Here is a 26264-nt window from a genome sequence, read left to right on the forward strand (position 1 = left end):
CCCGGACAGCAAAAAACCCGGACCCCAAATAAGGGTCCGGGTTGTCGCTGATCTCCTGAGAGATCACAGGGTGGAGCTTAGGGGAATCGAACCCCTGACCTTTTCATTGCGAACGAAACGCTCTACCAACTGAGCTAAAGCCCCTTGCAACAGAGATCACTGTAGTCCTCCTACCTATTTTTCGCACGTCGAGCATGAGACAGTGCCCGCGCCGATTAGTGTTGTCCCATGACCGAATCGGACCTCCCCGAGGCAGCGCAGCCGCACACGCATGATCCAGAAGAAGAGGATCAGTTCGCGGTCGGCTACGTTCCCGGGGTCATGCCGGGTAAGTGGTTCCGGCGGTGGGAAGAGCGTCACCACAAGCCCGTCCTCAGTCAACAGCAACTCCGGGCGGACGGTTGGCGAGAAGCACTCACCAACGGAGACATCAAAGCCTGCTTCGTCCGCCTCGACTGGGAAGAGCAGGACCCCAGCTTGGAGGAACTGCGCCAGAACTTCCGGGCGGTCGCCCTGTATGAAGAACTGCAGGTCGCAGTACTGGACCAGGACCACATCCTCACCGTCGCAGAATCGCTGACTACCGACGAGCTGAACGCTGAATCCTCGCCTCAACAGAAACCCGCCACCGATGACGCCGGCATGGCCGTGGAACTCACGGCCGCCGGCGTGGGCCCGGTCATCCTGCCCATGTCGCTGGCCCGCCTGCACCACCGCAAGGACGTCACCTACCGCCAACTCACGGATGCGCCCACCATCCCGGTGGCGCTCGTGTGGCCGCAGGATCTCAGCGAAGAGGATGAGGCCACAGTCCAGCAGTTCGTGGGCATCGTGCGCGGTCGCAGCGCGAACAGCGGCCGGGACACGCCGCCGAGTAAAGAACAAGAGAGCAAGAAAAAGAAACAGCCCCAGAAACAGCAGCCCAAGGCCCCGCAGCGCCGCGGTGGCAAGGGACCCAAGGGAGCAAAAGCGGCGTCGGCGAGCAAAAATGCCCGACGACGCCGCCCACGCTAGAACCGCCCGGAACTAACCGTCCCCGCGGCGTTCCGACGAGTCGGTGCTGGAATCCCCGCTGGTCGGGGTGCGGCCGTCGGTCGTCGAGGTGTCCGGGGCTGGCTCCGGCTTGCGCACGGTCGTGCGCAGCTGGCCGGTCTGCGGAACTCGTGGCAACGGGAAGGACGTGGTGCGGGTGTCGTCGTCGGTAGAAGCGGAGCCGCCCGCAGTGCCGTCGTTGCGCACGACCATCTGATTGACCAACGGCAAGCGCAGGCCTTCGCGGTCCAGCATCTTCTTGATGCGCACTCGCAGCACACGTGCCACGTCCCACTGCTGCAGTGGCGCTGTCTTCACCGCCAAACGCACGGTGATGGATTCGCCGGTGATGTTCTCCACGCCCCAGACCTCGGGGTCGTCGATGATGTTGGGACCCATGTCCGGGTCATCGCGCAACAGCTGCGCCTCGTGCTCGATGAGGTCGGTGAGCAGGTCGATATTGGTGTCGTAGGGGACCGGGATGTCCAGCACGCAGCGGGCCCAGCCCTGGGACTGGTTGCCCACGCGCAGGATCTCGCCGTTGCGCACGTGCCACAGGGTGCCTTTCACATCGCGGACCTGGGTCACACGAAGGCCCACGCTCTCCACGGTGCCGATCGCCTCGCCCAGGTCCACGGAATCGCCGATACCCAACTGGTCCTCGGCCACCATGAAAATCCCGGACAGGTAATCCTTCACCAAGGATTGCGCGCCGAAAGACAAGGCAACACCGGCGATGCCGGCGGAGGCCAGCACCGGGGCAATGTTGAAACCGAGCTCCGCAATGATCATCAGGATGGCCACGGCCCAAATGACAATCACAGCCACCGACGACAGTACGGACCCCACGGTGGAGGCTCGCTGGGCCTGACGGTCCGAGGCCAGCCCGGCATCGGCGACCCATCGGGCCTTCCCATTGTCGATTTTGCGCACGATGCGAGAGCGCGATCCACGCGCAATTCCCCGGGTGACATTGCGGATCACCAACCGCAACACGGCGGTCAGGACCAATGCGCCCAGGAAAATCAGGAGCACACGGAACGGTGCATCCAACCAAAAATGCCAATCAAGCAGTTTCTCTTCCATCGAGCACTAGATTAACCGCGCCGGTTGAATGGACCCTAAGCGAGCGCTAGAGCCACTTCTTGGCCTTGAAAATCACGAAGAGCACCACGCCCACGCCCAGCATCAAGCCCAGGGCCATGGGGTAGCCGTACTGCCACTCCAGCTCGGGCATGTGCGCGAAGTTCATACCGTAAACGGAACCCACGATGGACGGAGCGAACAGGATGGCAGCCCAGGACGAGATGCGCTTCATTTGCTCGTTCTGTTCCATTGCAGCCTCGTTCTGCCGGGCCGTGGTCAGTGTGGAGTCCAAGGTCATGGCGTCGGCCAGCGACGATCGCATGGACTCGAGCTTGTTGTTCACCACGATCACGTGGTCCAGCACATCGCGCAGCCGATGTTGGAGCTCCACGTTCGTGCCGTATTTCTGGAACCCCGCAAAGTACTGGTTCATCACGGTGTTCAGCGGTGATACCCCGCGGTGGAAGTCATTGACCTCGCGTGCGAGCTCGTAAATGCGCTGGGACACGTGATGCTCGCCGGCAAATAGGGCGTCCTCAATCTCGTCGATGTCGTTCTCAAGACCGTCGAGCACCGGGAAATAATCGTCCACGATCTGGTCGAACAGGGCGTAGAGCACGCCGTCCCCGCCCAGCCTGATCAGCTCAGCCTCACCTTCCACGCGCTCGCGGACTCGCGTGACGCCCCTAGATTCCGAGTGCCGGATGGTGATCACGAAATTGGGCCCGGTGAAAATGTGGATTTCGCCGATGTCCACGGTCTCGTCATGATCGTTGTAGACCGCAGGCGGCAGCACAGTGAACAGGGTGTCGCCGTAGCGCTCGATCTTGGGCCGCTGGTGCGCCTGAATGGTGTCTTCGACCGCCAGCTCGTGCAACTTGAAGTGCTCCGCCAGCGACTTCACCTCCGCCGCGCTGGGCCGGTACAGCCCGATCCATGCGAGCACCGACTCCTTCTGGCCGTCATCGGTGGCCCCGCATTCCTCGTCCAGCTGTCGCAACAACCGGTAGGTCTCCTGCAGGTTGGACGGGGTCTCGATCCGCTGCCCGTTGCGGTAAATGGCGTTGTCCACGATGCTCACCCGCCCATTATCTCCGCTCACCTTTTACTCGCGACAACGGGCGGGATCGCGTGGCTCGGCGGGTACGACGCCGCTCGCTCCCGGTCAGTAGACTCGTCACCATGAGTTTGGCTTTCGATTCCAGGGTGGGCGCGTACGCGCTCATCGTCCATGACCAACAGGTTCTGTTGACCCATTGGAATCCGCGACGCGCCGATTTCGACGGCGCGTGGACCCTCCCCGGGGGCGGTATGGAACCCGGTGAGCAACCGGAGACCACCATGCTGCGCGAGGTTCTGGAGGAAACCGGGTACACAGTGGCCACCGACACCATGCTGGGAGTGCACAGCAGGTGGATGTCTCCCGAGCAGCGACTGGACGGCAACCCCCGGGAATACCACGCGTGTCGGGTCCTCTACACCGCACACGTGGTGGACGGTGAACTGACCGTTGAAGAAGATGGATCTTCCGACGACACCCGGTGGGTTCCCCTGGTGGAGCTCGACGAACTCGACCGCCTGGATTTGGTGGATCAAGCCCTGCGGTTGGCTGGCCTGGGCACGTGGGTCGACCAACCAGAAGAACAACCGAGCCCCGTGGTCGAGCAGGACATCGAAGAGTGACCGTTGAGCACAGCACGGGTGCTCCCCACGGCGCCCCTCTGAACGGCCGCGGAGTCATGAGGACCCGCGCGAGAACACGCCAAGTTGGTCTGCTCGGGATCGCTCTGACGGGATTGCTCGCGCTCACTGCGTGCGACAACGGAGGTGAGAGCTCCGCACCGGGAGATTTTGAACCCGAGCCGGCCGCGGCGGCGTCGTCACCGAGAACGAAAGATGGCAGCGCCGTGAAGATTGCCACGGGCGTGAGCGACCAGACCCGCGTGGTGGCGCACATGTACGCCCAGCAACTGCGCAACCAGGGGATTGGCGCCGAGGTCGTTGATGTCGGGCGTGACCGGTATGAACTGTTCGACGCGCTGCAGGCCAAGCAAGTGCATGTGGTCCCGGATTTCACCGGTGATCTGTACGTGCACGTGGCGGAGAACGAAACCCCGGCGTCGCCATCGAATACACCCACGCCTGCGCCCACCGCGTCCGAGGATCCGGGATTCATTGGTTCGCTTGCGCAGCTGCTCGGGTTCACCGGCGAGACCGGGCCCTCCGGGGACGACGTCTACGACGCGCTGCCCGACTCGATGCCCAGGGGGCTGCAGATCCTCAATCAAGGCCCGGCGGAAAACACCGACCGATTCGTGGTGGCTCCCGCGACTGCCGTGGAGCTGGAACTGGACGATCTCACCTCGGTGGGGGAGCAGTGTTCTGAGATGGCGGTCGGTATGCCGGGCAATTACGCGGATTCTGACCAGGGCGTGCAGGGGTTGGAAAGTTACTACGACTGCCAGCCGAAATCCGCTCCGGAGATTGTCGACTATGACGAGCGGGTGGATGCGCTGCTCAACAACGAGGTTCAGGCCGCGGTGCTGCCCGAGTCCTCACCCGTGATCGACGATGACGACCTGCGGGTGCTCGACGACCCCAATAATCTGTACCGCCCGGAGAAACTGGTGGCAGTGGCATCGGAAGGGCTCACCGGGGGCGCCGTCTCCGCGATCAACGGCATCACGACCAGTGTTCGCACCGGAGACCTGGCCATGATGACGCGCTTGGTCAGCGGCGACAATCCGGAGATGACACCCGAGGAAGCGGCAGCATTTATCAGGGAACAGCCCCGCTAAATTTGCGTGGCAGCGCCATGACGGACGAGTAGTGTTGCCCTCATGGCAATGGTGAAGCAATCCGACAAACTGAAGAACGTGCTCTACGACATCCGCGGTCCCGTGCTGGACCAAGCGGAAAAAATGGAGGCGGCGGGACATCGCATTCTGCGACTGAACATCGGCAACCCCGCGCCCTTCGGTTTCGAGGCGCCGGACTCGATCCTGGTCGACATGATCAAGAACCTGCCCAACGCCCAGGGTTACTCGGATTCGCGCGGTATTTACTCCGCCCGCACCGCCGTGGTGCAGTACTACCAGACGCGCGGCATCATGAATCTGGACACGGATGACGTCTATCTGGGCAACGGTGTATCCGAAATGATCACCATGTCCCTGCAGGCGCTGTGCGACACCGGTGACGAGATCCTGGTGCCCTCCCCGGACTACCCGCTGTGGACCGCATCGGTTGCGCTGTCCGGCGGCACCCCCGTGCACTACCTGTGCGACGAGGAAAACGGCTGGAACCCGGATCTCGAAGACCTGGAATCCAAGATCACCTCCCGTACCAAGGGCATTGTGGTGATCAACCCCAACAACCCCACCGGCGCCGTGTACTCGCGCGAGACCCTCAAGAAGATTGTGGAGATCGCCAAGAAGCACGAGCTCATCCTCTTCGCGGACGAGATCTACGAAAAGATCACCTACGACGACGCCGAGATGATCAACTTGGCCTCACTCACCGGCGAGGACGTCCTGTGCCTGACGTATTCGGGTCTGTCCAAGGCGTACCGGGTGGCCGGCTACCGTTCCGGTTGGTTGGCGATCACCGGCCCCAACTGGAAAGCGGAGTCCTACATCGAGGGCATCAAGCTGCTGGCCAACATGCGCATGTGCGCCAACGTGCCCGCGCAGCACGCGATCCAGACGGCACTGGGCGGGCACCAATCCATCAACGACCTGATTCTGCCCGGCGGTCGCCTCAAGGCACAGCGCGACCTGGCCTACAAGAAGCTCAACGAGATCGACGGCGTTACGTGCCAGCAAGCACATGGTGCTCTCTACTTGTTCCCGAAGTTGGACGTGGAGAAGTTCGGCATCGAGGATGACGAGCGCTTCGCCCTGGACCTGCTCAAGGAACAGAAGATCCTGCTCAGCCACGGCACTGCGTTCAACTGGGGCGAACCGGACCACTTCCGCTTGGTGACCTTGCCCGCGGTGGAGATGCTGGATACCGCTCTTGACCGACTGGGCGAGTTCCTGTCCGGGTACCACCAGTAGGCGGTACCGCCCCGGGCCGTTACTCCTCCGACGCCGCTTGCTCCCGCGTTTCTTCACGCCGGACGCGGGCGGCGTCGAGCCGTTCCCGAGCACCGTCCAGCCAGTTTTCACAGCGGGTGGCTAGTGCTTCACCGCGCTCCCACAGCTGCAACGACTCTTCTAGCGTGGTGCCGCCGGTTTCGAGCTTGGAGACGATTTCCACGAGTTGCTCGCGTGCTTGTTCGTAGCCGAGCTGGTCGATGTCGGACAGGTCCGGTGCGGCGTTGTCCGAGGGCTGGTTTTCCTTGGCCATGATGGTCCTTTCTGAAGCAGCGCTGTTGGGGCGCGGATTAGTGTTCGCCGGGATGGCGTTTGCTGGCTGTGTCTACGGTGACGCCCAGTTCGCCGGCGGCAAGGCGCACGGCAAGCTGTTGTTTGGTCTTCACGGAATCCGATTCGGTGACCACGTGCCCGTCATTGGTCTGGACCACGGCGTACCCGCGATCCAGGGTCTGCTGAGGGGATAGGGCACGGACGCGCGCCCTCATTTGGGTGACCGCGTCCTGCGCACGAAGCGTGGCCGTGTTGACCGCGGACCACGCCCGGGAGCGCCAGCGGTCCAGATCTTCTTCCCGCACCAGGATCATGCCGTCCGGTTGGGAGAGCACCGGGCGGGTGCGCATGGACGCCAAGCCCTGCCGTTCGCGCTCGATGAGGGTGGTGACCGCCCGGTCCAGGGCGGCACGGGCCTGTCCGATGCGCAACCGTTCTTCCTGAACGTCCGGCACCACGCGCTTACCGGCATCCGTGGGAGTGGAGGCGCGCACATCCGCCACGTAATCCAACAGCGGCTGGTCGTTCTCGTGGCCGATCGCGCTGACCACGGGGGTGTTCGCGGCAAAAACGTTGCGGATCAAGGACTCGTCGCTGAAGGCCAGAAGGTCTTCGAATGCGCCGCCGCCGCGGGCAATCACGATGACGTCCACGTGCTCCAACTGATCCAGTTCCGCCAGCGCCGCGCTCACGGCGTGTGCGGCCCCATTGCCCTGTACCGGAACTTCGCGGATCTCGAACTGCACACCCGGCCAGCGCAGGGACGCGTTACGCACCACGTCTTTCTCGGCATCCGAATTGCGGCCCGTGATCAGTCCGACGCACGAGGGCAGCACGGGCAGCGGTTTCTTGTGGCGGGGATCGAATAGCCCCTCGTCCGCCAACGCACGGCGCAACCGTTCGAGGCGTTCCAACAGATCGCCCAGGCCTACGGGGCGGATGCCGCGGCCGATCATGGAGAGGCGACCCGTCTTGGCATAGAAGTCTGCCTTGAGGTTCACCACCACGCGCATGCCCTGTTCCAGGGGCCTCTGCAGCGCAGCCATTTCCTGGCCGAACAGGGTGACGGAGACCGACATTTCCTCGTTCATGTCCCGCAGGGTCACGTAGGAGACGCGTGCCCGGTGGTTGACCTCGATGACTTGACCCTCGACCCACGCATCCGGGGCCTTTTTGATCCAGGCATTGAGGTTGGAGGACAGACGGGCGAGCGGCCAAGGATTCTCCGGGGACGTGTCCCGAGCGAACTGAGCGAGTTCCCGGTGGGGGTCCGGGACGTCTACAGCATCCGAGGGCTGCGGCGAAGTTGGTGTGCTCATGGGTCATGCTTACCACCCCGGACGACATGCACAGGCAACTTTTCCCTAAAGTGGAGCCGTGACCCCTCAACCCCCTGCCTCCACCACCCGGGCGCTGCGAACCGCATGCGCCGTGCTGTGCGGGCTCCTCACCGGGCTGTTCTTTGCCGCGTGGCTCGGGCTCACGTGGCTGCAGGACCATTTGCTGTCACCGTCAGGGTTCCAGGACACCGCGCACTCGGTTGTTACGGACACCCAGTTCCAGACAGAGCTGGTGGGCACACTCCTGGATCGCGCTTCATTCGGGTTGCTCGATGACTACCAGACCGGACTCGGGCCGGTGGACCGGACCCTCGAAAACGTGCGGGAGCGCGCCGTCGGCGCCGCAGAATCTTTCGCGACGGCCCCTGAGCAACGGGAGATGTGGACCCAGGTGCTCGTTCAAACCCACGCTGCCAACGTGCCGCTCTCGCCGGAAATGGGGGAGGCCCCGGAGAACTTGGTCGTGAACGTCCATCCCGTGGGCGCCACGATCGATCAGCGCGTTCGGGACGCCATTGGGATTGACCCCGCGTTGAGCACCCAGGAGCTCACGGTGACCCTTCCCGGTGCTCGTACGGGACCTGCCATCGACGTGATCGTGTGGATCGCCCAGTGGCGCTTCGTGCTCCCGTGGCTGGCCGGGGCACTGGGCATCGCCACGCTACTGTTGGCTCCTCGCCGTTGGCTGGCCGTCGCGGGCCTGGGGCTAGCCGGGCTGGTCATGACCGCGGCACTGTTGATTGCGGCACTGGTGGCGGCCCAATCTCTCATCTCGGCATCCTCGATTGAGCCAGTGGCGAATCTGGTGGTCCTCGAAATCGTGGGTCTATTGCGGGAATCATTCGTGGCCCGGTGCGTCACGGGCATGATCTGGGCTGCGGTGTTTGCGCTCGTGGGTGTGACGGGCGCCGTGGTGAGACGTCACGCTGTCGCCTACCATTAAGGGCATGTCCACAACCGTTGATCTTTCCATGCCCACCGTTCCTCGCGTACGGCGCACACCTCAAGAGATCGCCGACGCCGCCCCGGTCGCTGGTTCTCGCAAGGTCTTGTTAGCCGCGCCGCGCGGGTACTGCGCCGGCGTGGATCGCGCCGTGATCGCGGTGGAAAAGGCACTCGAGCACTACGGTGCACCGGTGTACGTGCGCAAGGAGATCGTGCACAACAAGTACGTGGTCGGCACGCTGGAAGAACGCGGGGCCATCTTCGTGGACGAAACCGACGAGGTTCCCGAAGGATCCCTGCTTGTGTTCTCCGCCCACGGTGTGTCCCCGGCGGTCGTGCAGTCCGCGGCGGATCGCAACCTACAGACCATTGACGCCACTTGCCCGCTGGTGACCAAGGTGCACCGCGAGGCCGTGCGTTTCGCTCGCGGAGACTACGAGATCCTGCTGATCGGTCACGTGGGCCACGAAGAGGTCGAGGGCACGTTCGGTGAGGCTCCCGAGCACATCCAGATCGTGAACTCCCCGGAGGACGTGGACACTCTCGAGGTCAACGATCCCGATAAGGTGGTGTGGCTCTCGCAGACCACGTTGAGCGTGGACGAAACCATGGAGACCGTGAACCGGCTGCGTGAGAAGTTCCCCAACCTGCAGGACCCGCCCAGCGATGACATTTGTTACGCGACGTCCAATCGCCAGGCTGCGATCAAGGAAATCGCTCCCCAGACGGACTTGGTGATCGTGGTGGGTTCGGCTAACTCGTCCAACTCCGTACGGCTCAAGGAAGTGGCCGAGGAATACGGAGCCAAGCGGGCCGAGCGCGTGGACTTCGCCAACCAGGTCGATGAGTCCTGGTTCGAGGGCGTGGCCACCGTGGGCGTGACCTCCGGTGCTTCGGTGCCTGAGGTGCTCGTGCAGCAGGTCCTGGAGCTGTTGGCCGAATACGGCTACGGCGAGGTCGAGGAAGTCGTCACCGCGGAGGAAGACATCCTGTTCTCCCTGCCCAAGGAACTGCGCGCCAAGCTCGCTGAGGACGGCGACAAGTCCCGTCAGCTCGGTGGCCGTGGAGCCCGCCCCAACCGCTAATCGTGCGGCGCAGTACGGTGCGTAATGGAGAGCAATAGTACAGCGGTTGCTGTATGGTCAGTACATGCTGACCATTACGACGCGCCTCGATGTCATGAACCGGCTCGGTCGAGCCATGGCCGATCCCACTAGATCCCGCATCCTGTTGCGGCTTCTGGAGGGCCCGGGGTATCCAGCTGAGTTGTCCCGCGAACTCAGCCTCAGCCGGTCGAACGTTTCCAACCACCTGACCTGTCTGCGCGACTGCGGCATTGTGGTGGCGGAACCGGAAGGGCGAAGGACGCGGTATGAGGTAGCTGATCCCCACTTATCGCGGGCTCTGGCTGACCTCGTCGAGGTAACGCTGGCGGTTGATGAAGACGCTCCCTGTATCGACCAGGCATGCTCCGTGCCTGGATGCTGCGAACCGGGTGCAGAAGCATGAGCGCGTGCGGTTGTGAAGGGGTAACGACCTCCCCGGGCGAGGACCAGGTAGAGGCCCCGTGGTGGCGTGATCGCGGTGTCATGGTTCCGGTGGCCTCCGGCATCTCGTTCCTCACTGGACTGCTGAGTCATTGGGTGGGTGCAGAAACTGTCGCGCTCGTCCTTTTCTGGACCAGCTTGCTACTCGGTGCCTCGACATTTGTTCCCGGGGCGATCCGCCGCTTGGTCAAGGGAAAGCTTGGTATCTCCCTCTTGATGACCATGAGTGCTATGGGTGCTGTGATTCTCGGGTATGTGGAAGAAGCAGCCGCCCTGGCTTTCCTCTACTCGATCGCTGAGGCTCTGGAAGACAAGGCCATGGACAAGGCCCGAAATGGCCTTCGCGCCCTGCTCAAGCTCGTTCCCGAATCAGCCACAGTTCTCGTCGATGGCAAAGCTGTTTCCGTCCCTGGGCAGGATCTGAGTCCGGGGCAGCTCATGCTCGTCAAGCCCGGGGAGCGGCTAGCCACCGATGGCATCGTGCGCCGTGGTCACAGCGCCGTAGACACATCGGCGATCACTGGCGAGTCCATCCCTCTGGAGATCGGGCCCGGGGCGGAGGTCTCCGCGGGCGCCATCAATACCACCGGCGTCCTCGAAGTCGAAGCCGCCGCCCCAGGAACCGACAACTCCCTGACGACTATCGTCAGCCTGGTTGAGCAGGCACAATCCGAGAAGGGCGAGCGTGCTCGGTTGGCAGATCGAATTGCCCGGCCACTTGTCCCCGGAGTGCTGATTCTCGCGGCACTGGTGGCCGTTATCGGATCGCTGTTCGGAGATCCCGAGTTGTGGATCACGCGGGCCCTGGTGGTACTGGTCGCCGCGTCCCCGTGCTCCATGGCCATCGCCGTTCCGATCACTCTGGTTTCCACCATCGGATCCGCCAGTAAATTCGGGGTCATTATCAAGAGTGGAGCAACCCTGGAACGATTCGGCACCGTGAGTCAGCTGGCGGTCGATAAGACCGGCACATTGACCCGCAACCGTCCTTCCGTGACCCAGGTGTTAGTAACTGAGGGAAGCTCCCGGGAACAGGTACTCTCCTGGGCCGCTGCCGTGGAGCAGCACAGCACCCACCCCTTGGCCGCAGCCATTGCTCAAGAGGCCCCAGATGTTCCAGCCGCGGATGACATCATTGAGGAAGCGGGAGAAGGAATCAGAGGCACCCTCGACGGAGCGGAAATCAGTGTGGGTAGCCCACGTCGATTCGACGCCGGAGAGCTCGCGAGTGATGTGCGCAGACTGGAAGAACTGGGCATGACCGCCGTGATCGTCCACCGGAATGGCGCCGTGGTCGGTGCCATCGGCGTGCGGGACGAGCTGCGTCCTGAGGTGCCAGAAGTGGTTAGAACCTTGTCTGCTCGGGGTACCCGCATCACCATGCTCACGGGTGATAACAAGCGAACTGCACAGGCCTTGGGTCATCTGGCTGGAATCACGGATGTCCGCTCCGAACTTCGGCCCGAGGACAAGGCGGCAGTCATCCGAGACATGAGCCAGACGAGGCCCATCGCGATGATCGGGGACGGCATCAACGACGCCCCAGCGCTCGCCGCAGCGGATGTGGGCATTGCCATGGGTGCGACCGGCTCTGATGCAGCGATTGAATCGGCCGATATCGCCTTCACCGGGCAAGACCTGCGCCTGATTCCGCAAGCCGTCGACCACGCTCGCCGCGGCCGCCGAATCATGAACCAGAACATCGTTCTTTCACTGCTCATCATCGCGGTGCTACCGCCGCTCGCCATCACGGGTGTGCTCGGACTGGCCACCGTGGTCTTGATTCACGAGGTGGCGGAGGTTTTTGTGATCCTCAACGGTTTGCGAGCGGCACGGACGGAAACCCGGCCTGTGACAGTGGACGCGGTCGAATCTCGTGAGCCGCTATCCGTCGGCGGCTGATGACCAACTGAACCGCTATCAGGTGATCAGCTGGCCCGGGCGTTGTTCTCGCCCGGGCGAGTCTCATCACCTCGGTCATTGGTGCTGTCCAGCACGAATTCGGTGGCGGTGACGGCCCGGGGCATGGTTTCGACCGGTTTGGTTTCGAGCCCCGTTGAGTCATTATCGGTGGGATCAAGTGCCGCAATCTTGCGGGCCGAAGGCAGCACACGGGTCTCGAGCGAGCCCACGAGTTTGTTGTAGCCATCCACCGAACGGCGCAGCGAGCCACCCATGTCCGACAGGTGCTTCCCCACGGACCCCATGCGGTCGTAGAGCTCCCGCGAGAGCCGGTACAACTCGCGTGCGTTGTCCGTGAGCGTGGCCTGCCGCCAGCTGAATGCCACGGCCTTCAGCGACGCCATGAGCGATACCGGGGACACCAACGCCACGTTGTTCCGGGACGCGTGTTCCAACAGTGCCGCGTCCGTTTCCAGGGCCGCGGCCAAGGCCGATTCCACCGGAACAAAACACATCACGAGCTCAGGGGAACCATCGTTACCCGTCCAGTACTGCTTGGTGGCCAGGGCGTCCACGTGCGCTCGCAGGGCCTTGGAGTGCGCTTTCAAGAGCTGCGCCCGGCGCTGCTCGTTCTCCGGTGACCCATCGGCGGGGACAGCCTGGGAGTCCAGGTAGGAATTCATGGGTGCCTTGGCATCGACCACGATCGACTGCCCGCCCGGCAGCTTCACGATCATGTCTGGACGCTGCACGCCGCGGTCTGTGGTGCGGGAGTCCTGTTCTGTGAAGTCCACGTGCCGCAGCATTCCGGCCGCCTCCACCACGCGGCGCAACTGCATTTCTCCCCAGGCACCGCGCACAGTAGTGGAACGCAGGGAGGACGACAACGATCCGGTGGCTTCCAGCAACTGCGCGTCCGTGCTGCGTGCCGCATCCAACGCCTGACTGACCGCACCGAACTGCTCTGAGCGGTCGCGTTCCAGCTGGGTGACATGACGGCCCACGGTGCGCAGTTGATCGTTGAGCGGAGCCAACGCCTGCAGCACGTTCTGGTCCTGAAAAGACCGAGCTTCCAACGTGGCCACGTGCTTTTCGAGCTGATCCTTGGCCTCGCGCGCCGCGGCGCTTTCCTGCAAGGCGCTGAGCCGTTCGGCCTGCAGCTCGTCGACCTCTGTCTCGATCCGACGCGTCCGTCGACCGGCCACGGACATTCCCACGGCCGCACCCAGCCCAAGGCCCACCACCAGGGCGAGCAACGCCCACAACCACCACACCTGCGACATCACGGAACCGTCCATGGGGGAACTGTCTCAGACTCCTCTGACATTCATAAGGATCTGCTCGGGCCTCCACCGACACTCCGGCGAGTGGGGCTGTCGCGGGAGTAATCGGACCCTAGATCCAGCCGTTGCGCAACGCCCTCGACGCGGCCTCCGACCGGTTGTGTGCGGCGGTCTTACCAATGGCTGAGGACAAGTGATTCCGCACTGTGCCCGGAGATAAATGCAGTGAGGCGGCGATTTGTTTCGCGGACGCCCCCTGCGCAGATTCTCGCAACACATCCTGTTCGCGCTGTGTCAGCGGATTGGAGCCGGCCACCAGTGATTCCTCCGCAAGCTGCGGGTCGATGACACGCAGCCCCGCGTGCACGCGTCGAATGGCCTCGGCCAGCTGTTCTGCGGGCGTATCTTTCACCACGAATCCGCTGGCGCCCGCATCGAGGGCCCGGCGCAAATATCCGGGGCGGTCGAAGGTGGTCACGATCAGGCACTTGGTTCCGCTGCCCCCGCGCGCGATCTCCTGCGTGGCATCCAACCCGTTGAGCACCGGCATCTCGATGTCCAGCAGAGCCACGTCGATGTCCTGCGCGGCCACGGCGTCCACGGCTTCTCGACCATTGCCCACTTGCGCCACGACCGAGATGTCCGGTTCCAGCTCGAGCAGGGCAGCCAGCCCGGCCCTCACCAACGCCTGATCATCCGCAATCACTACGGAGATGGTCTTCATGCCGGTTCCACCACGATTCTCGTTCCTTGGTCCTTGCCCTCCACGGGCGATGTCGCGGTCAATTTAAGCCCGGCTTTCTCGGCTCGTTCCCGCATGCCTCGCAGGCCATTGCCGGACATCGACGACGACGCCGCGTTCGTGCCGCTGCGCTCGCAACCCAGCCCAGCGCCGTCGTCCGTGATGGTCAGGGTGGTCGAGGTGAGCGTGACCCAGCACGAGGAAGCGGATGAGTGGCGCACAGCGTTCGTCACAGCCTCGCGGAGGATCCACGCGAAGGCTGCGCGCCAGGGAGCCTCGATGGCCGGAACCGTGCTGGGCAGGTGCGGCGTGATGCCCGCGGAACGCAGAGCCGCCCGGGTCTGCACCAGCTGCACGCTCAATTCCGGCTCGCGCAGTTTGCCCACGGTGGAGCGCACATCGGTGAGGGAGTCGCGGGTGAGGACCAGGACGTCGTCGAGCTCCTGAGCCGCGCGTTCCGGGTCGGTGGCCATGAGTCGCTTGGCCAGCTGAACCTTCATGGACACCACGGTGAGGGAATGGCCCAGGATGTCGTGGACGTCGCGGCCCACGGACTCGCGTTGCTGGGCCAGCTTGAGCTCTTGGATGAGTTCCTCACGAACTTCGGAGCGTTCCATGACCCAGCGCGATACCAGGAGCAGCATGAACGCGGGCGAAATACCGACGAGCGGCCAGAACCATTCAGCGGGGGTGTAGAAGATCAGCCACGGGATGATGGCCAAGACCGCGATCACGGCGGCCGCGACGAGCGCGCCCTTCATGGACAACCGGAATGCGCACACCGCCACGAAGAATGGAGCCACATACGTAACGGTCAGACCCGCGCTGGGAACCACCAGAGCCAGTGGTAGCACCAGGACTACGCACCAGAAGACCGCGTTGAACAGTTCATGACGGCGAGGGAAGGGGAATTCGTAGATCCAAGAGACCACGTACAGCACGGCGAACAGTGCGATACCCGCCAGTCCAAGCACCTTGAGCCCGTCCGACACAGGGGCGGAGAACACATTCGAGATGGGAAAGATCAGGAACACCAACCACACGGAGGCGTAGAGAACATCACTCCAGCCGGAGGACCACTCCGCCGGGTTGCGCGCAGAGGTTTCGTTCTCGGTCTGAGTGTCGCGAGTCCACGGGCTCATTTGCGGGCCGTCGCTTTCCGTGCGGCAAACAGGGCAATGGCCCCGAAGATCGCGGCCCACACGCCCACGTTGGCCAGCAGCATCCACACGCTGTCCTGTTCTGGAGCGCTGTCCACAGAGACCACCCAGCCTTCGGTTATGGGGTAGCGGACAAGTCCAACAATTCCATACATGGGCGTGAAACGAGCGAACTCCAGCAACGCCCCGGACAGCGGCATGAACACATTGCCGAGGAACGCAAAGACCACCAGCAAGCCCGACGCCGCACCCACGGCTCCTTCCGAACGGAACAGCAAACCCGCTGCCAGGCCATAGAGGGCGAAGACCACGGAGGACGCCACGATGATGCCTGCAGTAGCGAACCACCGCCACGCATCGTCCATGGTGGCGGAGGTCCCAAGGCCGATCAGGAACACCACGGCCATGGGCACCACGGCCACGGCCAGGGCCACGATCACCTTGGTGGCCACGTAACCGCTGGTCCCCATGGGGGTCATAGCCAATTGGCGCCCCCACCCCTGAAGTCGTTCCACGGTCGCGCTACCCGCGATGGAGGTCGTGGCCGTGATGGCCCCGTAGGTGGCCATGGAAACCATGAGGTAAGCGGACACATTTCCATGCCCCGCAGATTCCGACGACCAGTCCTGCAGAACACCAAACATCACGAATAGCGCGGCGGGTAGCGCCGCGATGAAGAACATGTTGGCGACGTCCCGGAGCTGACGCCTGTAATCGTGGAGTGTGTAGGTGAGGTTCATGGCGAATTCCTTTCCGATCTGCCCGTCTCAGCTGTTCGCGGGGCGGTTGATGAGAGCGGTGAAAGCTTCTTCGAGCCCGCCGCGGGAGATTTCCAACTCGGAGGCGGGCGTTTCGGTGAGCAGCAGACGAGCCAGTTGATCTGCGTCCTGCGTTCGGGCAGTGACGCGTTCGCCGCCACGATCGAGGTGCGTGACCCCGGGAAAATCGGGCAGCGGTGTGGCCGAGGGCCACGAGAAGGTGACCGTCTGACTTTTTGAGGCCGCGCGGAAGCTGTCCACCGTGCCGTCGTGGTGGACGCGGCCGTGGTCCAGGAGCACCACTCGCTGGGCGAAGTCCTGCGCCTCTTGTAGGTAGTGGGTTGCGAATACGACCGTGCGGCCTTCACGGGCCTCGGCGTGCATGGTGTCCCAGAACTCGTGCCGCGCTTCGACATCCATGCCTGCCGTGGGCTCGTCCAGGATCAGCAGGTCGGGTTCGGGCAGCAGCGCGAGGGCAAAACGTACGCGCTGTTGCTGGCCACCAGAGCATTTGGAGACTTTACGTTTCGCAAAGGATGTTGCCCCGGCACGTTCCAGCGCCTCGTCCACGGGCATGTGCTCTCGGTAAAGAGAAGCGATCATCACCACGGTCTCGCGGACGGAAATATCGTCCAGAAGTCCGCCCGTTTGTTGAACGGCCCCCAGGAAGCCTTTGGAGACAGCCTCACGGGGGCTGCGTCCGAAGACCGAAACCGTGCCTTCCTTGGGATCGGACATGCCCAAGAACATGTCCAGGAGCGAGGTCTTGCCCGCACCGTTGGGGCCCAGCAGGGCAACGATCTCACCGCGGTTGATGCGCAGGCTGACATCGTTGACCGCGTGCACAGTCTCCATGCGGGTGCGGAACACCTGATGAACGTGAGAGCACTCGATGGCGGGAGCCAGCGGAGTCGTCGCGGGAGCGGCCGGGGACGGTGAGGAAGGGGCTGATGTGTTCATACCCCTACGATCGCGGGAATCGGGCCCGCCCAGAACTGCCGAACGTCATGACTCACGGGTGACAAACGTCATGGGTGCGCAGGTCTCAGAGACGGCCCGGCGGCACCGCGCATCGCTTAAGCAACCGGCGGGTAACACATGAGAAATTTCTCATGAACGTCTCACGCCCGATTCACACCTGATTTTTAGTCTTGGGCTATCAGGACAGCCGTCGGCGGATCCACCAGCCGGCTCGAACGTGAGGTAAACAGATGGACACTGCAGATCACTCCCAGGAGTTGCGGATCGCTCTCTACTCACACGATTCGTTGGGTCTGGGCCACACTCGCCGCAACCTGGCTATTGCGCAGGCTCTGTCCGACGCGTTGCCCGAGCTGACCGGCCGCACGCTGTCCGGGATGCTCATCACCGGTGAGCGCACGGCTACGTCCTACCGCTGCCCCGAAGGCTTCGACTGGCTCGTGGTCCCCGGCATTCGCAAGAAGAGCGGCAAGTACGAGGCTCGCCACCTGGGAGTCAAGAGCAAGCGCTTGTTCGACATCCGTTCCTCCGTGATCGGTGGCGCGCTGGATGCTTTCCGCCCGCACATCGTGATCGTGGATCGCCACCCGTTCGGTATCGACGGCGAGCTCATCAAGCCCCTCAAGGATCTCAAGGCTGTGAAGCCGGAGACCACGTTCGTCCTGGGTCTGCGTGAGGTCCTGGACGCCCCCGAGGTCGCCGCCGAGGAGTGGAAGCGCGTGGGCGTGGAGTCCGTGACCGACCTGTTCGACCGCATCTGGGTTTACGGTGACCGCGAGATCCACGACCCCCTGGCCACGGGCGAGCTGCCGGCCGAATTCGCGCCCATGGTCGACTACACGGGTCTGCTTTCGAGTGGCCGCAAGTTCAGCGGCCGCCACAATGCCACCATCAAGCCGTTCGTGCTCACGATGCTCGGCGGCGGGTCCGACGGCGTCAACGTGGCCAAGGCCGCGGCTGCCGCACCGGTGCCGGCCGGTGTTCAGCACCTGGTCGTGACCGGCCCGCAAATGGCCGCCGCCGAACGCCACGAGGTCGAGGCCGCCGCGGGGCCCTCCACCAAGGTCACCAACAAGGTTTCGGACGGTATGTCCTACGTGGCTTCCGCGGAGGCCGTGATGTCCATGGCGGGGTACAACACCGTGGCCGAAACCCTGTCCACCGATACCCCCGCAATGCTGGTTCCGCGCACCACCCCGCGCACAGAGCAGATCATTCGCGCTCGCGGGCTGGGGGAGACCGGTGCCATTGATTGGATGGATCCTTCCGAGGCCACCAGCGAGGCCATCGGCCAGTGGTTGGCCGAGGCCGTGGCCAACCCGGCTGTTCGGGAGAAGCAACAGGCTGCTCGCGAAGGTCTCGGGCTCAACGGTCTGGAACGAGTGGTGGACCTGGCCGTGGATTTAGCGTGGTTGACCGATAAGTCTGTCTTACCCCTGCCCGTTCGGGATGGGGACATCGTGGCTGGCTATTCTGCTGAGTCAGGGGTTGCCGCGATTGTTGATCCCGGGGGAGCACCCCGCAACGCGGCGACCGCTCCGGCCCACTCACTCCAAACAGCAGGAGTCAACCATGCAGCAGTCTGAGTCCGCCACCGCCCACCCGGCACGCAAGACGGCCTACGTGCTCAAGGTGTACCCGCGGTTTTCTGAAACCTTCATCGTGACCGAGATCCTCGCCCGCGAAGCTGCCGGTGAGTCCCTTGAGATCTTCGCTTTGCGCCCCACCACGGACACCCGCTTCCACCCGGAGATCGCGCGCGTGCAGGCTCCCGTGACGTTCCTCCCCAAGCCGTACAAGCTGTCCGACGCATGGGCGCTCTTCGCGGACGCAACCGCCACGATTCCGGGCTTCGCTCGCCGCTACGCCGAGTTGTTGCCCGAGCTGGCGACCTACGACGCCGCCGACGTCCATCAGGCCGTCCATCTCGCGTGCGAGGTGTCTCGCCGCGGCATCACTCACCTGCACGCTCACTTCGGATCGTTGGCCGGGCAAACCGCCGAGGTCGCCGCTCTTCTGGCCGGTATCCAGTACTCCGTGACGACTCACGCCAAGGACATCTTCCACGAGTCCGTGGTGCCCGCCCGCTTGGGCCGCACTATCGCGCGCTCGCATCACATCATCACGATCTCCGAGTACAACCTCAACCACCTGGCCACCCAGTACCCGGACCATGCGGACAAGCTGCACCTGGTCTACAACGGGCTGGAACTCGAGCGTTTCCCGTACTCCCCGCCCGCTGCTGTGAACGGTTCACGCCCGCTGCAGATCGCCGCGGTGGGGCGGATGGTCGAGAAGAAGGGCTTTTTCGACCTGGTGGCTGCGGCGGGCCGGCTCGTGGCCAAGGGCATCCCGGTCGAGGTGCGGATCGCCGGCGAAGGCGATTTGTTCGCGCGTATTCAGACCGCGATCGATATCGCCGGGCTCAACCACGTGATCACGCTGCTGGGTGCTCGCACGCAGCAGGAGGTCCGTGACCTGCTCACCTGGGCCGATGTCTTCGCTGCCCCCTCCATTGTGGGTGCGGACGGTAATGCGGACGGCTTGCCCACCGTGCTCCTCGAAGCCATGGCCAGCGGTGTGCCCTGCGTTGCCTCGACCGTTACCGGGATTCCCGAGGCCATCGAGCACGGGGTCACCGGATTCCTGCACACGCCCGGCGACGTGGACGAGCTGGTCTCAGCGTTGGCCACCATTGCCGACCCCGCCTTCGACCGCCAGGCCATGGCCGCCGCTGGTCGCCGCCACATCGACAACCGTTTTGATTCGCATTCCCAGGCCCGCACGCTCGTGGCCTTGGAAGATGGCCGGTTCGACGACGTTGTGGAATCCGTCGTACCGTCCGTTCCGCGCATAAGCGAAACCGCCGACGACGCTCAGACCACCCCGCCCGTCATGGACCTCCACGGTAAACGCATCGCGTACGTGTGTGTGGACCCGGGCATTCCGGTGTTCGGCACCAAGGGCGCGTCCGTGCACGTGCAGGAAGTGGTGCGGGAATTCATTCGCCGTGGCGCGGACGTCACGATCTTCGCGACCCGCACCGGGGATGACATGCCCGCGGACCTGGACGGAGTGGAAGTCGTTCACCGTCCCATCAAGACCAAGGAAACCGCTGAGCGCGAGGGCGCCCAGCACGCCGTCGGCGCCGAATTCGCGTTCCAGATCGCCGCCGGTGGCTTCGACCTGGTCTACGAGCGCTACTCCTTGTTCTCGACCGCGCTCGCGCAGGTCGCACCCGCCGGCATCCCGGGCATCCTGGAGGTCAATGCGCCGCTCATCGATGAGCAGCGCACGCACCGTCACCTGGTGGATGAGAAGCTGGCCCACCGCGCGCTGGTCGAACAGACCTCGGCCGCCGCGCACACGATCGCAGTCTCCGCGATGGTCGCGGACTGGGTCGCGGGAACGACCGGGGGAGCGGACGTCACCGTGGTGCCCAACGGCGTCAACACGGACCGCATCGCTCCCGGTGAGGATCCCCTGGAACATGACCGCCCGACCGTGGCGTTCGTGGGCACGCTCAAGCCGTGGCACGGGGTGGAAACCCTCGTCGAGGCCGCCGCACTGGCCCAGCAGGACTGGGACCTGCGCATCATCGGCCACGGACCGCAGGGGGACAGCCTGCGCGCTCGTGTGAAGGACGCCGGTCTGCAGCATCGCGTCTCGTTCACCGGCGCAGTAACCCCCGAGGCCGTTCCCGGTCTGTTGACCGACTGCTCGATCGCCACCGCGCCCTACCCGGCCGTGGCAGCCGAGGACTCCTACTTCTCCCCGCTCAAGGTGTACGAATACCTCGCCGCGGGGCTTCCCGTGGTGGCCTCGGCCATCGGACAGATCCCGCAGATCCTGGACGGCACGGACGCCGGGGTGCTCGTGGCGCCGTCGGACGCGCAAGCGCTCGCGGACGCGATCGACGAGCTCGTGGTCGACGCCGAACGCCGCGACCGCATGGCGCGCAACGCGCGCGCCCTGGCCGTCTCGCGGCACAGCTGGTCCAAGGCCGTGGACACGATCCTGAGCGGCGTCGTCACCCAGCCCGCCGAGACCGCAGAGACCGCCGACAACGCCGCTCACGCACCCGCCGCTGGTCCCGCCCCCGAGGCGGACGGCTCCGGAATGGATGGGGCGCCCAAAACTGCTGCAGTAGCAGCCGGAGATGGCGGCACACCGTGAGCTCAAAATCCAAGAAAGCGGGCAAGGTCGATCCCGGAGCCCTGCGGAGAACACTGAAAATTGTGCGGCCCCACCTGGGCAGCCAGAAGTGGCTGATGTCCGGTGGCGTTACCGCTCTACTGTTCGAGGTGGCGTTCCGGGTGCTCGAACCGTGGCCCACCAAGTTCGTGGTGGATGCCGTGACCGCCCAACTGGGTGCAACGATTCCCGGTGCGCCCGCTGCGACCGCGAGCCTGCTGGTCGCGTGCGCCGCCGCGGTGGTGCTGATCGTCGGGCTGCGTGCGCTGTCCAACTATCTGGCCACGGTGTGCTTCGCCCTGGCTGGATCTCGGGTGGCCACCAAGCTGCGCGCGTCGGTGTTCTCCCACGTGCAATCGCTTTCTGACGGCTATCACGCCACGAGTAAGCGCGGAGATCTGGTGCAACGCCTGGTGGGTGACGTGGGCAAGCTGCAGGACGTGGCCGTCACAGCCGGCCTGCCGTTGATCGCCAACGTGATCACGCTGCTGGTCATGGCCGTGGTGATGTTCGTACTGGACGCACGCCTGGCCTGCGTGGTGGTGCTCGCCGCAATCGCCTATTGGGTGACCTCGCAGGGTTCGACCACTCGCATCACCGAGGCATCCCGCCGGACCCGTAAGGGCGAGGGCCAGCTGGCCAACATCGCCCAGGAATCCCTGGGTGCGATCGGCGTGGTGCACGCTTACAGCCTGCATGGCGAGATCAGCAAGAACTTCTCCGGTTCCAACATGAAGACCCTCAAGGACGGTGTGCAGGCCAAGAAGCTGGCTGCCGGACTGGAACGCCGCACGGACGTGATCGTGGGTGTCGCTACCGCGCTGGTGCTCGGCGGCGGTGGGTGGCGTGTGGTGCAGGGCGGGATGACTCCCGGTGACCTGGTGATCTTCTTGACCTACCTCAAGACAGCCATGAAGCCGCTGCGCGACCTGGCCAAGTACACCGGTCGCATTGCTCGCGCCACGGCCTCCGGCGAACGCATTGCCGACGTGCTGGATGTGCCCGTGGACATCGGTGACGATCCGCAGGCCAAGCCGCTGGCCTACGCCCGTGGTGAGTTGGCGCTGCGAGACGTGTGGTTCGGTTACAACCCCGGCGACCCCATCCTGCGCGGTGTGGACGTGGAGATTCCCGCCGGTCAGCGCGTGGCCGTGGTGGGTCCTTCGGGAGCCGGTAAGTCGACGATCAGCAAACTGCTGCCTCGATTGATCGATCCCGACCAGGGCAAGGTCTGCCTGGACGGCACCAATATTCGCGACATCACGCTGGAGAGCCTGCGTTCGCACATCGCGCTGGTACCCCAGGAGACCGTGCTGTTCTCCGGCACCATCAACGACAACATTCGCTACGGCCGCTTGGACGCCACCGATGAAGAAGTGCAGGAGGCCGCTCGTCGCGCCTACGCCCACGACTTCATTTGCGCGATGCCCGAGGCCTACGACACCTACGTGGGCGAGCGTGGTGGAACGCTGTCGGGTGGTCAGCGTCAGCGCATTGCGGTGGCACGTGCCCTGCTGCGTGATTCGCCGGTGGTTGTGCTGGACGAGGCCACCACGGGACTGGACCCCGCGGCGACGTCGGCGGTGCTCAAGGCCATCGATCACCTGACCGTGGATCGCACGACCGTGGCCATCACCCACGACGCCCACCTGGCGCTGGATGCGGACCGCGTGCTGTGGATCGAGAACGGAAATATCGAACTGGACGGCACTCCCGCCGAACTCATGACGGAACACTCCGGCCGGTTCGCCGCGTGGGTCAAGACCCAGCGCAACGCAACGGAGGTCTCATGAGCCAGGCACTGAAAACACCGGTCCTCAACGCGCTGTACGCGCAGCCGGGCTCGGAAGCGGATATCCGCTCCATTGCCACGCTGGTCTCCAATACCGGCATGGCGCAGCCGGTCATCGAGCACCTTCGCTTCAAACCGGAGACGTCCGCGGTAGCGCGGGTTGTCGACGGCGGTCACTCGAGTTCCGGTGCCGCAAGCCAGCCCTGGTGGTTCGCCGCGTACGCACCGAGTGAGACGAACAAAGCCGGAAAGCTGCTCAAACGAGCCGACCAGACCGGATACCCGCTGTTCACTACGCTGCTTCCAGACGATCCGCGCACCAGCGTGTTCTGCGGGCCGATCGGTCTGGACCGCATGCTGTTCAAGGCGCTGGCCGAAGCCAAGGCCGTGGACTCGCACGGGTATGTTGACGGCACCGTGCTCAGCTACAACCCGTGGCGTCGTGTGGTGTTCAAGCGCGACGGCGTTTCCGGAGAGTCCTCCGTGGTGCGGGTGTGGGCCGAACCGCCCGCCACGGCGCCGTTCCTCTCCGCGCTGCATCAACTCGGTGCGCCCGTGCTGCCCGTGACGGGGATGACTCAGCACAGCATCGAGCAGCCGTGGATTACCGGGGGAGACTTCACGGAGCGCCTCGCTTCGGATGTGGCCGCGGGCGGGGCGTTGTTGCCGGCGATTGCTGAAGCTGTTGCGCGGTTGCACAGCATTGACCCGGCGGCCATGGTGTCGATGACGCAAGAGGTACTCCATTCCCGGATGCCCGGCGCACGCGGTCAGAAACTGGCTGTACCCGGGGTCAACCCGGTGGCCGCGTTGCAGTCGGCGGGCAACGGACTCACATGTTTCTTGGATGACCTGCGGGGTCATTTCGAGGACGTGTCCGATGACGTGTTGCGGGCGATTGCCGAAAATCCCGGCGCTGGAGTTGTGTCCCACGGGGACCTCTCCGCGGACCAGGTGGTGCTGGGGGAGGACGGCTCGCCGCTTCTCATCGATTTTGATCGAATGAAGATGGCGCCCATCGGCTATGACCTGGGCGATTTCGCAGCGGTGGAGATGCTCAGCGGCCGCAATCCGGCCACTGCGATTGCGCTGGCTGATGCTTATCGACACGTTCCGGGCGCCGGGGTAGTTACGGACGAGTCCGTTCGCGCGTGGACCGCGTTCCACGTGCTGCTTCGAGTGACCGAAGCGTTCCGCAATCTCGATCCGGATTGCATCAATCACGCACGGCAGCGTATTGATCTCGCGCACGCCGTGCTAAGGGGCAAGGTGGAATGACATGACGGGGATAGCACCCCAGGGGGCGCAGGGGGTTGAGCTCTCACAGGCTCCCATGCAGTTCGACATCAATGGTGAACGACTGGTGGTACGCCGTTCTTGGCCAGGGAAACAGGGGGAGCGGATCTACGAATGTCGTGATTCGCTACAGCGGATCCGCGCGGTCAAGGAAGACCCGGAGTTCGGTGTGAAATTGGCGTCGTACGCCAAGGACCGCAAACTGCCGTCGCTGCAGCCCGGTGGCGAACTGATCGTCCATCGAGCGGGAAAACGCGCGGTCGAGCGGACTTCGCAGGGTTTCGTGAAGCACCTACGCGCCGGTAAATCCGCCGACGTCGCCGCGGCCACCACCACGATGGGCGCTCTCGCCGGGGCAGCGGGGTTCTCGGTGCCAGAGGTTCTGGAGACCACCGAGTATTCGGTCACACTGAGCACGGTGCCCGGCCAGCCCATGATGGAGCTGGAGCAGGACTGCTGGGAACTGGCGTGGGACGAATGGTCGGTGGCGTGGGCGCGGATGGTCCAGAGCGACGTCGGCCGGGCCGACACGTGGCAGGTGCACGACGCTGCGGCCGAGGCCGACGTGGTCGCGACGTGGTTCGGGAACGTGCGCGAGTACGACCCGGGGGAGTTGGCCGACCGTTATGCGGATCGATTGACCGAGGTCGAGGGGCGGGTTCGCGAGAAGCTGTTGACCCTGGACGATCCGGCTCGGGGGATTGCGGGCAGCGCTCCTGTGCCCGCGCATCGCGATCTGCACGACGGCCAGATGCTTTTCGACTGCGGCAATCGTCGGATGGGACTGCTCGATTTCGACACGGCGGTACTGGCCGATCGTGAACTGGACCTGGCCAACCTCGAGGTGCACGTGGACCTGCGCGTGCTGCAGGGGCTGCTCAGCGAGGACATGGCCTACGTGGCACGAGTGGCGGTTGCCGAGGCGGCGCGCGCGGTGGGGGCCGATGCGCAGCGCATGGAGGTCTACCGCGAGGCCACGCGGGCGAGGCTGGTGTGCGTGTACGCGTTCAGGCCGCAGTGGATCCCGGTGGCTGAACGGTTGTTGGATCAGCTGGGCTGAGTACTCTCCGTTGGGCCTCTATAGGTGGCGTTGATGTATCGGTCGATTGATCCGAAAGACTGACTTACTCCGTGCCTTTGTAGAAGGCGGCGGTTTTGATGGCCTGCTGCTGGGCCTGATCTTCGTCCGCGCCGGACTGGACGTAGGCGGTTTTCCAGGCGTCCGCGGCGTCGTCCGTGTAGCTGTGGCCCTCGGTCGAGCGGGAGAAATCGCACAGGTCCTGGAGGATGTCGCTGGACGCCGCATTGAGATGCAGCGCCAGTGACATGAGGCTGCCCTCCCAACCGATTCCCGTGGCTGCGGGACCGTAGGTGCGCCAGTGGTCGTTTTCTTCCATGGTGTGGCGGATGGTCAGGTGGGTGCCGCCCTCTAAAGGTTGCAGGGTGACCTGAACGGCGCTTTCGTCGCCGTCGTACTCCCAGGTGATGTTCACCGATCGTGGGCGGTCGCAGCGTTGGATGGTGCCTTCGGTGCCGCTCTCGGTCAGTTGGTAGCGGCCGCCTTCGATGAGTTCGCCCTCGGTGGGTTCGAACCATTTTTCGAGGCGTTGCGGCTGGGTGATGGCGTCCCAGATCTCCTCTGGGGAGGCTTCATAGATGTGCTCCAGTTGCACGGTGTGATGGGACCCCTGGGTCGTCACGGTGCGGGTCACTCCGGTGATGAGTTCTGCCAAGTTCACGAGGTGCCTCCAAACAATTGGTGGGCGGCGCCGCCAAGGCTTGGAGCGGCGTCGTTATGACCCAGTATTCACGTGTGTCCGGTGGTCTGCGAGTGTC

At 64.2% G+C, this 26264-nt stretch carries 23 protein-coding genes and 1 tRNA gene; 13 read left to right on the forward strand and 11 right to left on the reverse strand.

Annotated features, from left to right (window positions below):
* Positions 1-71 precede the first annotated feature (71 nt).
* A tRNA-Ala gene (locus ABD283_RS05215) sits at positions 72-144 on the reverse strand.
* Between the two features lie 84 nt (positions 145-228).
* Between ABD283_RS05215 and ABD283_RS05220 the strand changes: the two genes are divergently transcribed.
* Positions 229-1014 carry a LysR substrate-binding domain-containing protein gene (locus ABD283_RS05220; protein ID WP_344223944.1) on the forward strand — a complete coding sequence of 262 codons (786 nt, stop codon included), beginning with the start codon at positions 229-231 and terminating at the stop codon, positions 1012-1014.
* A gap of 12 nt (positions 1015-1026) precedes the next feature.
* Here the strand turns inward: ABD283_RS05220 and ABD283_RS05225 are convergent, their stop codons facing one another.
* Positions 1027-2118: a mechanosensitive ion channel family protein gene (locus tag ABD283_RS05225; protein WP_344223945.1), complete on the reverse strand. Its 1092-nt coding sequence runs from the start codon at positions 2116-2118 to the stop codon at positions 1027-1029.
* 46 nt (positions 2119-2164) lie between these two features.
* Complete coding sequence (corA, locus tag ABD283_RS05230; RefSeq protein WP_344223946.1) at positions 2165-3199, reverse strand: magnesium/cobalt transporter CorA; 1035 nt, start codon at positions 3197-3199, stop codon at positions 2165-2167.
* Between the two features lie 101 nt (positions 3200-3300).
* On the opposite strand from corA, the gene ABD283_RS05235 reads away from it, so the two are divergent.
* The 3 genes from ABD283_RS05235 (at position 3301) to ABD283_RS05245 (ending at position 6176) form a co-directional block, all read left to right on the forward strand.
* Positions 3301-3801, forward strand: a complete 501-nt coding sequence (locus ABD283_RS05235; RefSeq protein ID WP_344223947.1) for an NUDIX hydrolase — start codon at positions 3301-3303, stop codon at positions 3799-3801.
* Positions 3802-4025: 224 nt separating this feature from the next.
* Complete coding sequence (locus ABD283_RS05240; RefSeq protein WP_344223948.1) at positions 4026-4916, forward strand: glycine betaine ABC transporter substrate-binding protein; 891 nt, start codon at positions 4026-4028, stop codon at positions 4914-4916.
* 42 nt (positions 4917-4958) lie between these two features.
* Positions 4959-6176: a pyridoxal phosphate-dependent aminotransferase gene (locus tag ABD283_RS05245; RefSeq protein WP_315279483.1), complete on the forward strand. Its 1218-nt coding sequence runs from the start codon at positions 4959-4961 to the stop codon at positions 6174-6176.
* Between the two features lie 19 nt (positions 6177-6195).
* Here the strand turns inward: ABD283_RS05245 and ABD283_RS05250 are convergent, their stop codons facing one another.
* Positions 6196-6468, reverse strand: a complete 273-nt coding sequence (locus ABD283_RS05250) for an exodeoxyribonuclease VII small subunit (RefSeq protein ID WP_344223949.1) — start codon at positions 6466-6468, stop codon at positions 6196-6198.
* 37 nt (positions 6469-6505) lie between these two features.
* On the reverse strand, positions 6506-7807 hold the full coding sequence (gene xseA / locus ABD283_RS05255; protein ID WP_344223950.1) for an exodeoxyribonuclease VII large subunit: 1302 nt from the start codon (positions 7805-7807) through the stop codon (positions 6506-6508).
* Positions 7808-7865: 58 nt separating this feature from the next.
* Between xseA and ABD283_RS05260 the strand changes: the two genes are divergently transcribed.
* The 4 genes from ABD283_RS05260 (at position 7866) to ABD283_RS05275 (ending at position 12222) form a co-directional block, all read left to right on the forward strand.
* The gene (locus tag ABD283_RS05260) at positions 7866-8771 is read left to right on the forward strand and encodes a hypothetical protein (RefSeq protein ID WP_344223951.1); all 906 of its coding nucleotides are present in this window, start codon (positions 7866-7868) and stop codon (positions 8769-8771) included.
* A gap of 4 nt (positions 8772-8775) precedes the next feature.
* Positions 8776-9858, forward strand: a complete 1083-nt coding sequence (locus tag ABD283_RS05265) for a 4-hydroxy-3-methylbut-2-enyl diphosphate reductase (RefSeq protein WP_344223952.1) — start codon at positions 8776-8778, stop codon at positions 9856-9858.
* Between the two features lie 64 nt (positions 9859-9922).
* Positions 9923-10282: a Cd(II)/Pb(II)-sensing metalloregulatory transcriptional regulator CmtR gene (cmtR, locus tag ABD283_RS05270; RefSeq protein WP_344223953.1), complete on the forward strand. Its 360-nt coding sequence runs from the start codon at positions 9923-9925 to the stop codon at positions 10280-10282.
* On the forward strand, positions 10279-12222 hold the full coding sequence (locus tag ABD283_RS05275; protein WP_344223955.1) for a heavy metal translocating P-type ATPase: 1944 nt from the start codon (positions 10279-10281) through the stop codon (positions 12220-12222). Before cmtR ends, ABD283_RS05275 begins: the two co-directional genes overlap by 4 nt.
* A gap of 26 nt (positions 12223-12248) precedes the next feature.
* Here the strand turns inward: ABD283_RS05275 and ABD283_RS05280 are convergent, their stop codons facing one another.
* The 5 genes from ABD283_RS05280 to ABD283_RS05300 form a co-directional block, all read right to left on the reverse strand.
* Positions 12249-13520 carry a DNA recombination protein RmuC gene (locus ABD283_RS05280; protein WP_344223956.1) on the reverse strand — a complete coding sequence of 424 codons (1272 nt, stop codon included), beginning with the start codon at positions 13518-13520 and terminating at the stop codon, positions 12249-12251.
* Positions 13521-13617: 97 nt separating this feature from the next.
* Positions 13618-14229 (reverse strand): response regulator, encoded by a 612-nt coding sequence (locus ABD283_RS05285; RefSeq protein WP_344223957.1) that lies wholly within the window; start codon positions 14227-14229, stop codon positions 13618-13620.
* On the reverse strand, positions 14226-15389 hold the full coding sequence (locus ABD283_RS05290; RefSeq protein ID WP_344223958.1) for a sensor histidine kinase: 1164 nt from the start codon (positions 15387-15389) through the stop codon (positions 14226-14228). The genes ABD283_RS05285 and ABD283_RS05290 overlap by 4 nt, the downstream gene beginning before the upstream one ends.
* Positions 15386-16147 (reverse strand): ABC transporter permease, encoded by a 762-nt coding sequence (locus ABD283_RS05295; RefSeq protein ID WP_344223959.1) that lies wholly within the window; start codon positions 16145-16147, stop codon positions 15386-15388. Before ABD283_RS05295 ends, ABD283_RS05290 begins: the two co-directional genes overlap by 4 nt.
* Before the next feature lie 27 nt (positions 16148-16174).
* Positions 16175-17125 carry an ABC transporter ATP-binding protein gene (locus ABD283_RS05300; protein ID WP_344223960.1) on the reverse strand — a complete coding sequence of 317 codons (951 nt, stop codon included), beginning with the start codon at positions 17123-17125 and terminating at the stop codon, positions 16175-16177.
* A gap of 251 nt (positions 17126-17376) precedes the next feature.
* Between ABD283_RS05300 and ABD283_RS05305 the strand changes: the two genes are divergently transcribed.
* The 5 genes from ABD283_RS05305 to ABD283_RS05325 are packed head-to-tail and all read left to right on the forward strand — an operon-like array spanning position 17377 to position 25488.
* Entirely contained in the window at positions 17377-18732 is a 1356-nt protein-coding gene (locus ABD283_RS05305; RefSeq protein ID WP_344223961.1) for a glycosyltransferase family protein, read from the forward strand.
* Positions 18719-21322, forward strand: a complete 2604-nt coding sequence (locus ABD283_RS05310) for a glycosyltransferase family 4 protein (protein ID WP_344223962.1) — start codon at positions 18719-18721, stop codon at positions 21320-21322. The genes ABD283_RS05305 and ABD283_RS05310 overlap by 14 nt, the downstream gene beginning before the upstream one ends.
* Positions 21319-23133, forward strand: a complete 1815-nt coding sequence (locus ABD283_RS05315; protein ID WP_344223963.1) for an ABC transporter ATP-binding protein — start codon at positions 21319-21321, stop codon at positions 23131-23133. The genes ABD283_RS05310 and ABD283_RS05315 overlap by 4 nt, the downstream gene beginning before the upstream one ends.
* The gene (locus ABD283_RS05320) at positions 23130-24410 is read left to right on the forward strand and encodes a phosphotransferase (RefSeq protein ID WP_344223964.1); all 1281 of its coding nucleotides are present in this window, start codon (positions 23130-23132) and stop codon (positions 24408-24410) included. The genes ABD283_RS05315 and ABD283_RS05320 overlap by 4 nt, the downstream gene beginning before the upstream one ends.
* Position 24411: 1 nt before the next feature.
* Positions 24412-25488 carry a phosphotransferase gene (locus ABD283_RS05325; RefSeq protein ID WP_344223965.1) on the forward strand — a complete coding sequence of 359 codons (1077 nt, stop codon included), beginning with the start codon at positions 24412-24414 and terminating at the stop codon, positions 25486-25488.
* Between the two features lie 64 nt (positions 25489-25552).
* On the opposite strand, the gene ABD283_RS05330 is transcribed toward ABD283_RS05325, so the two are convergent.
* Entirely contained in the window at positions 25553-26167 is a 615-nt protein-coding gene (locus tag ABD283_RS05330; protein WP_344223966.1) for an SRPBCC domain-containing protein, read from the reverse strand.
* Positions 26168-26264: the final 97 nt, after the last annotated feature.

The organism is Kocuria atrinae, assembly GCF_039531425.1.
GTDB classification, from domain to species: domain Bacteria; phylum Actinomycetota; class Actinomycetes; order Actinomycetales; family Micrococcaceae; genus Kocuria; species Kocuria atrinae.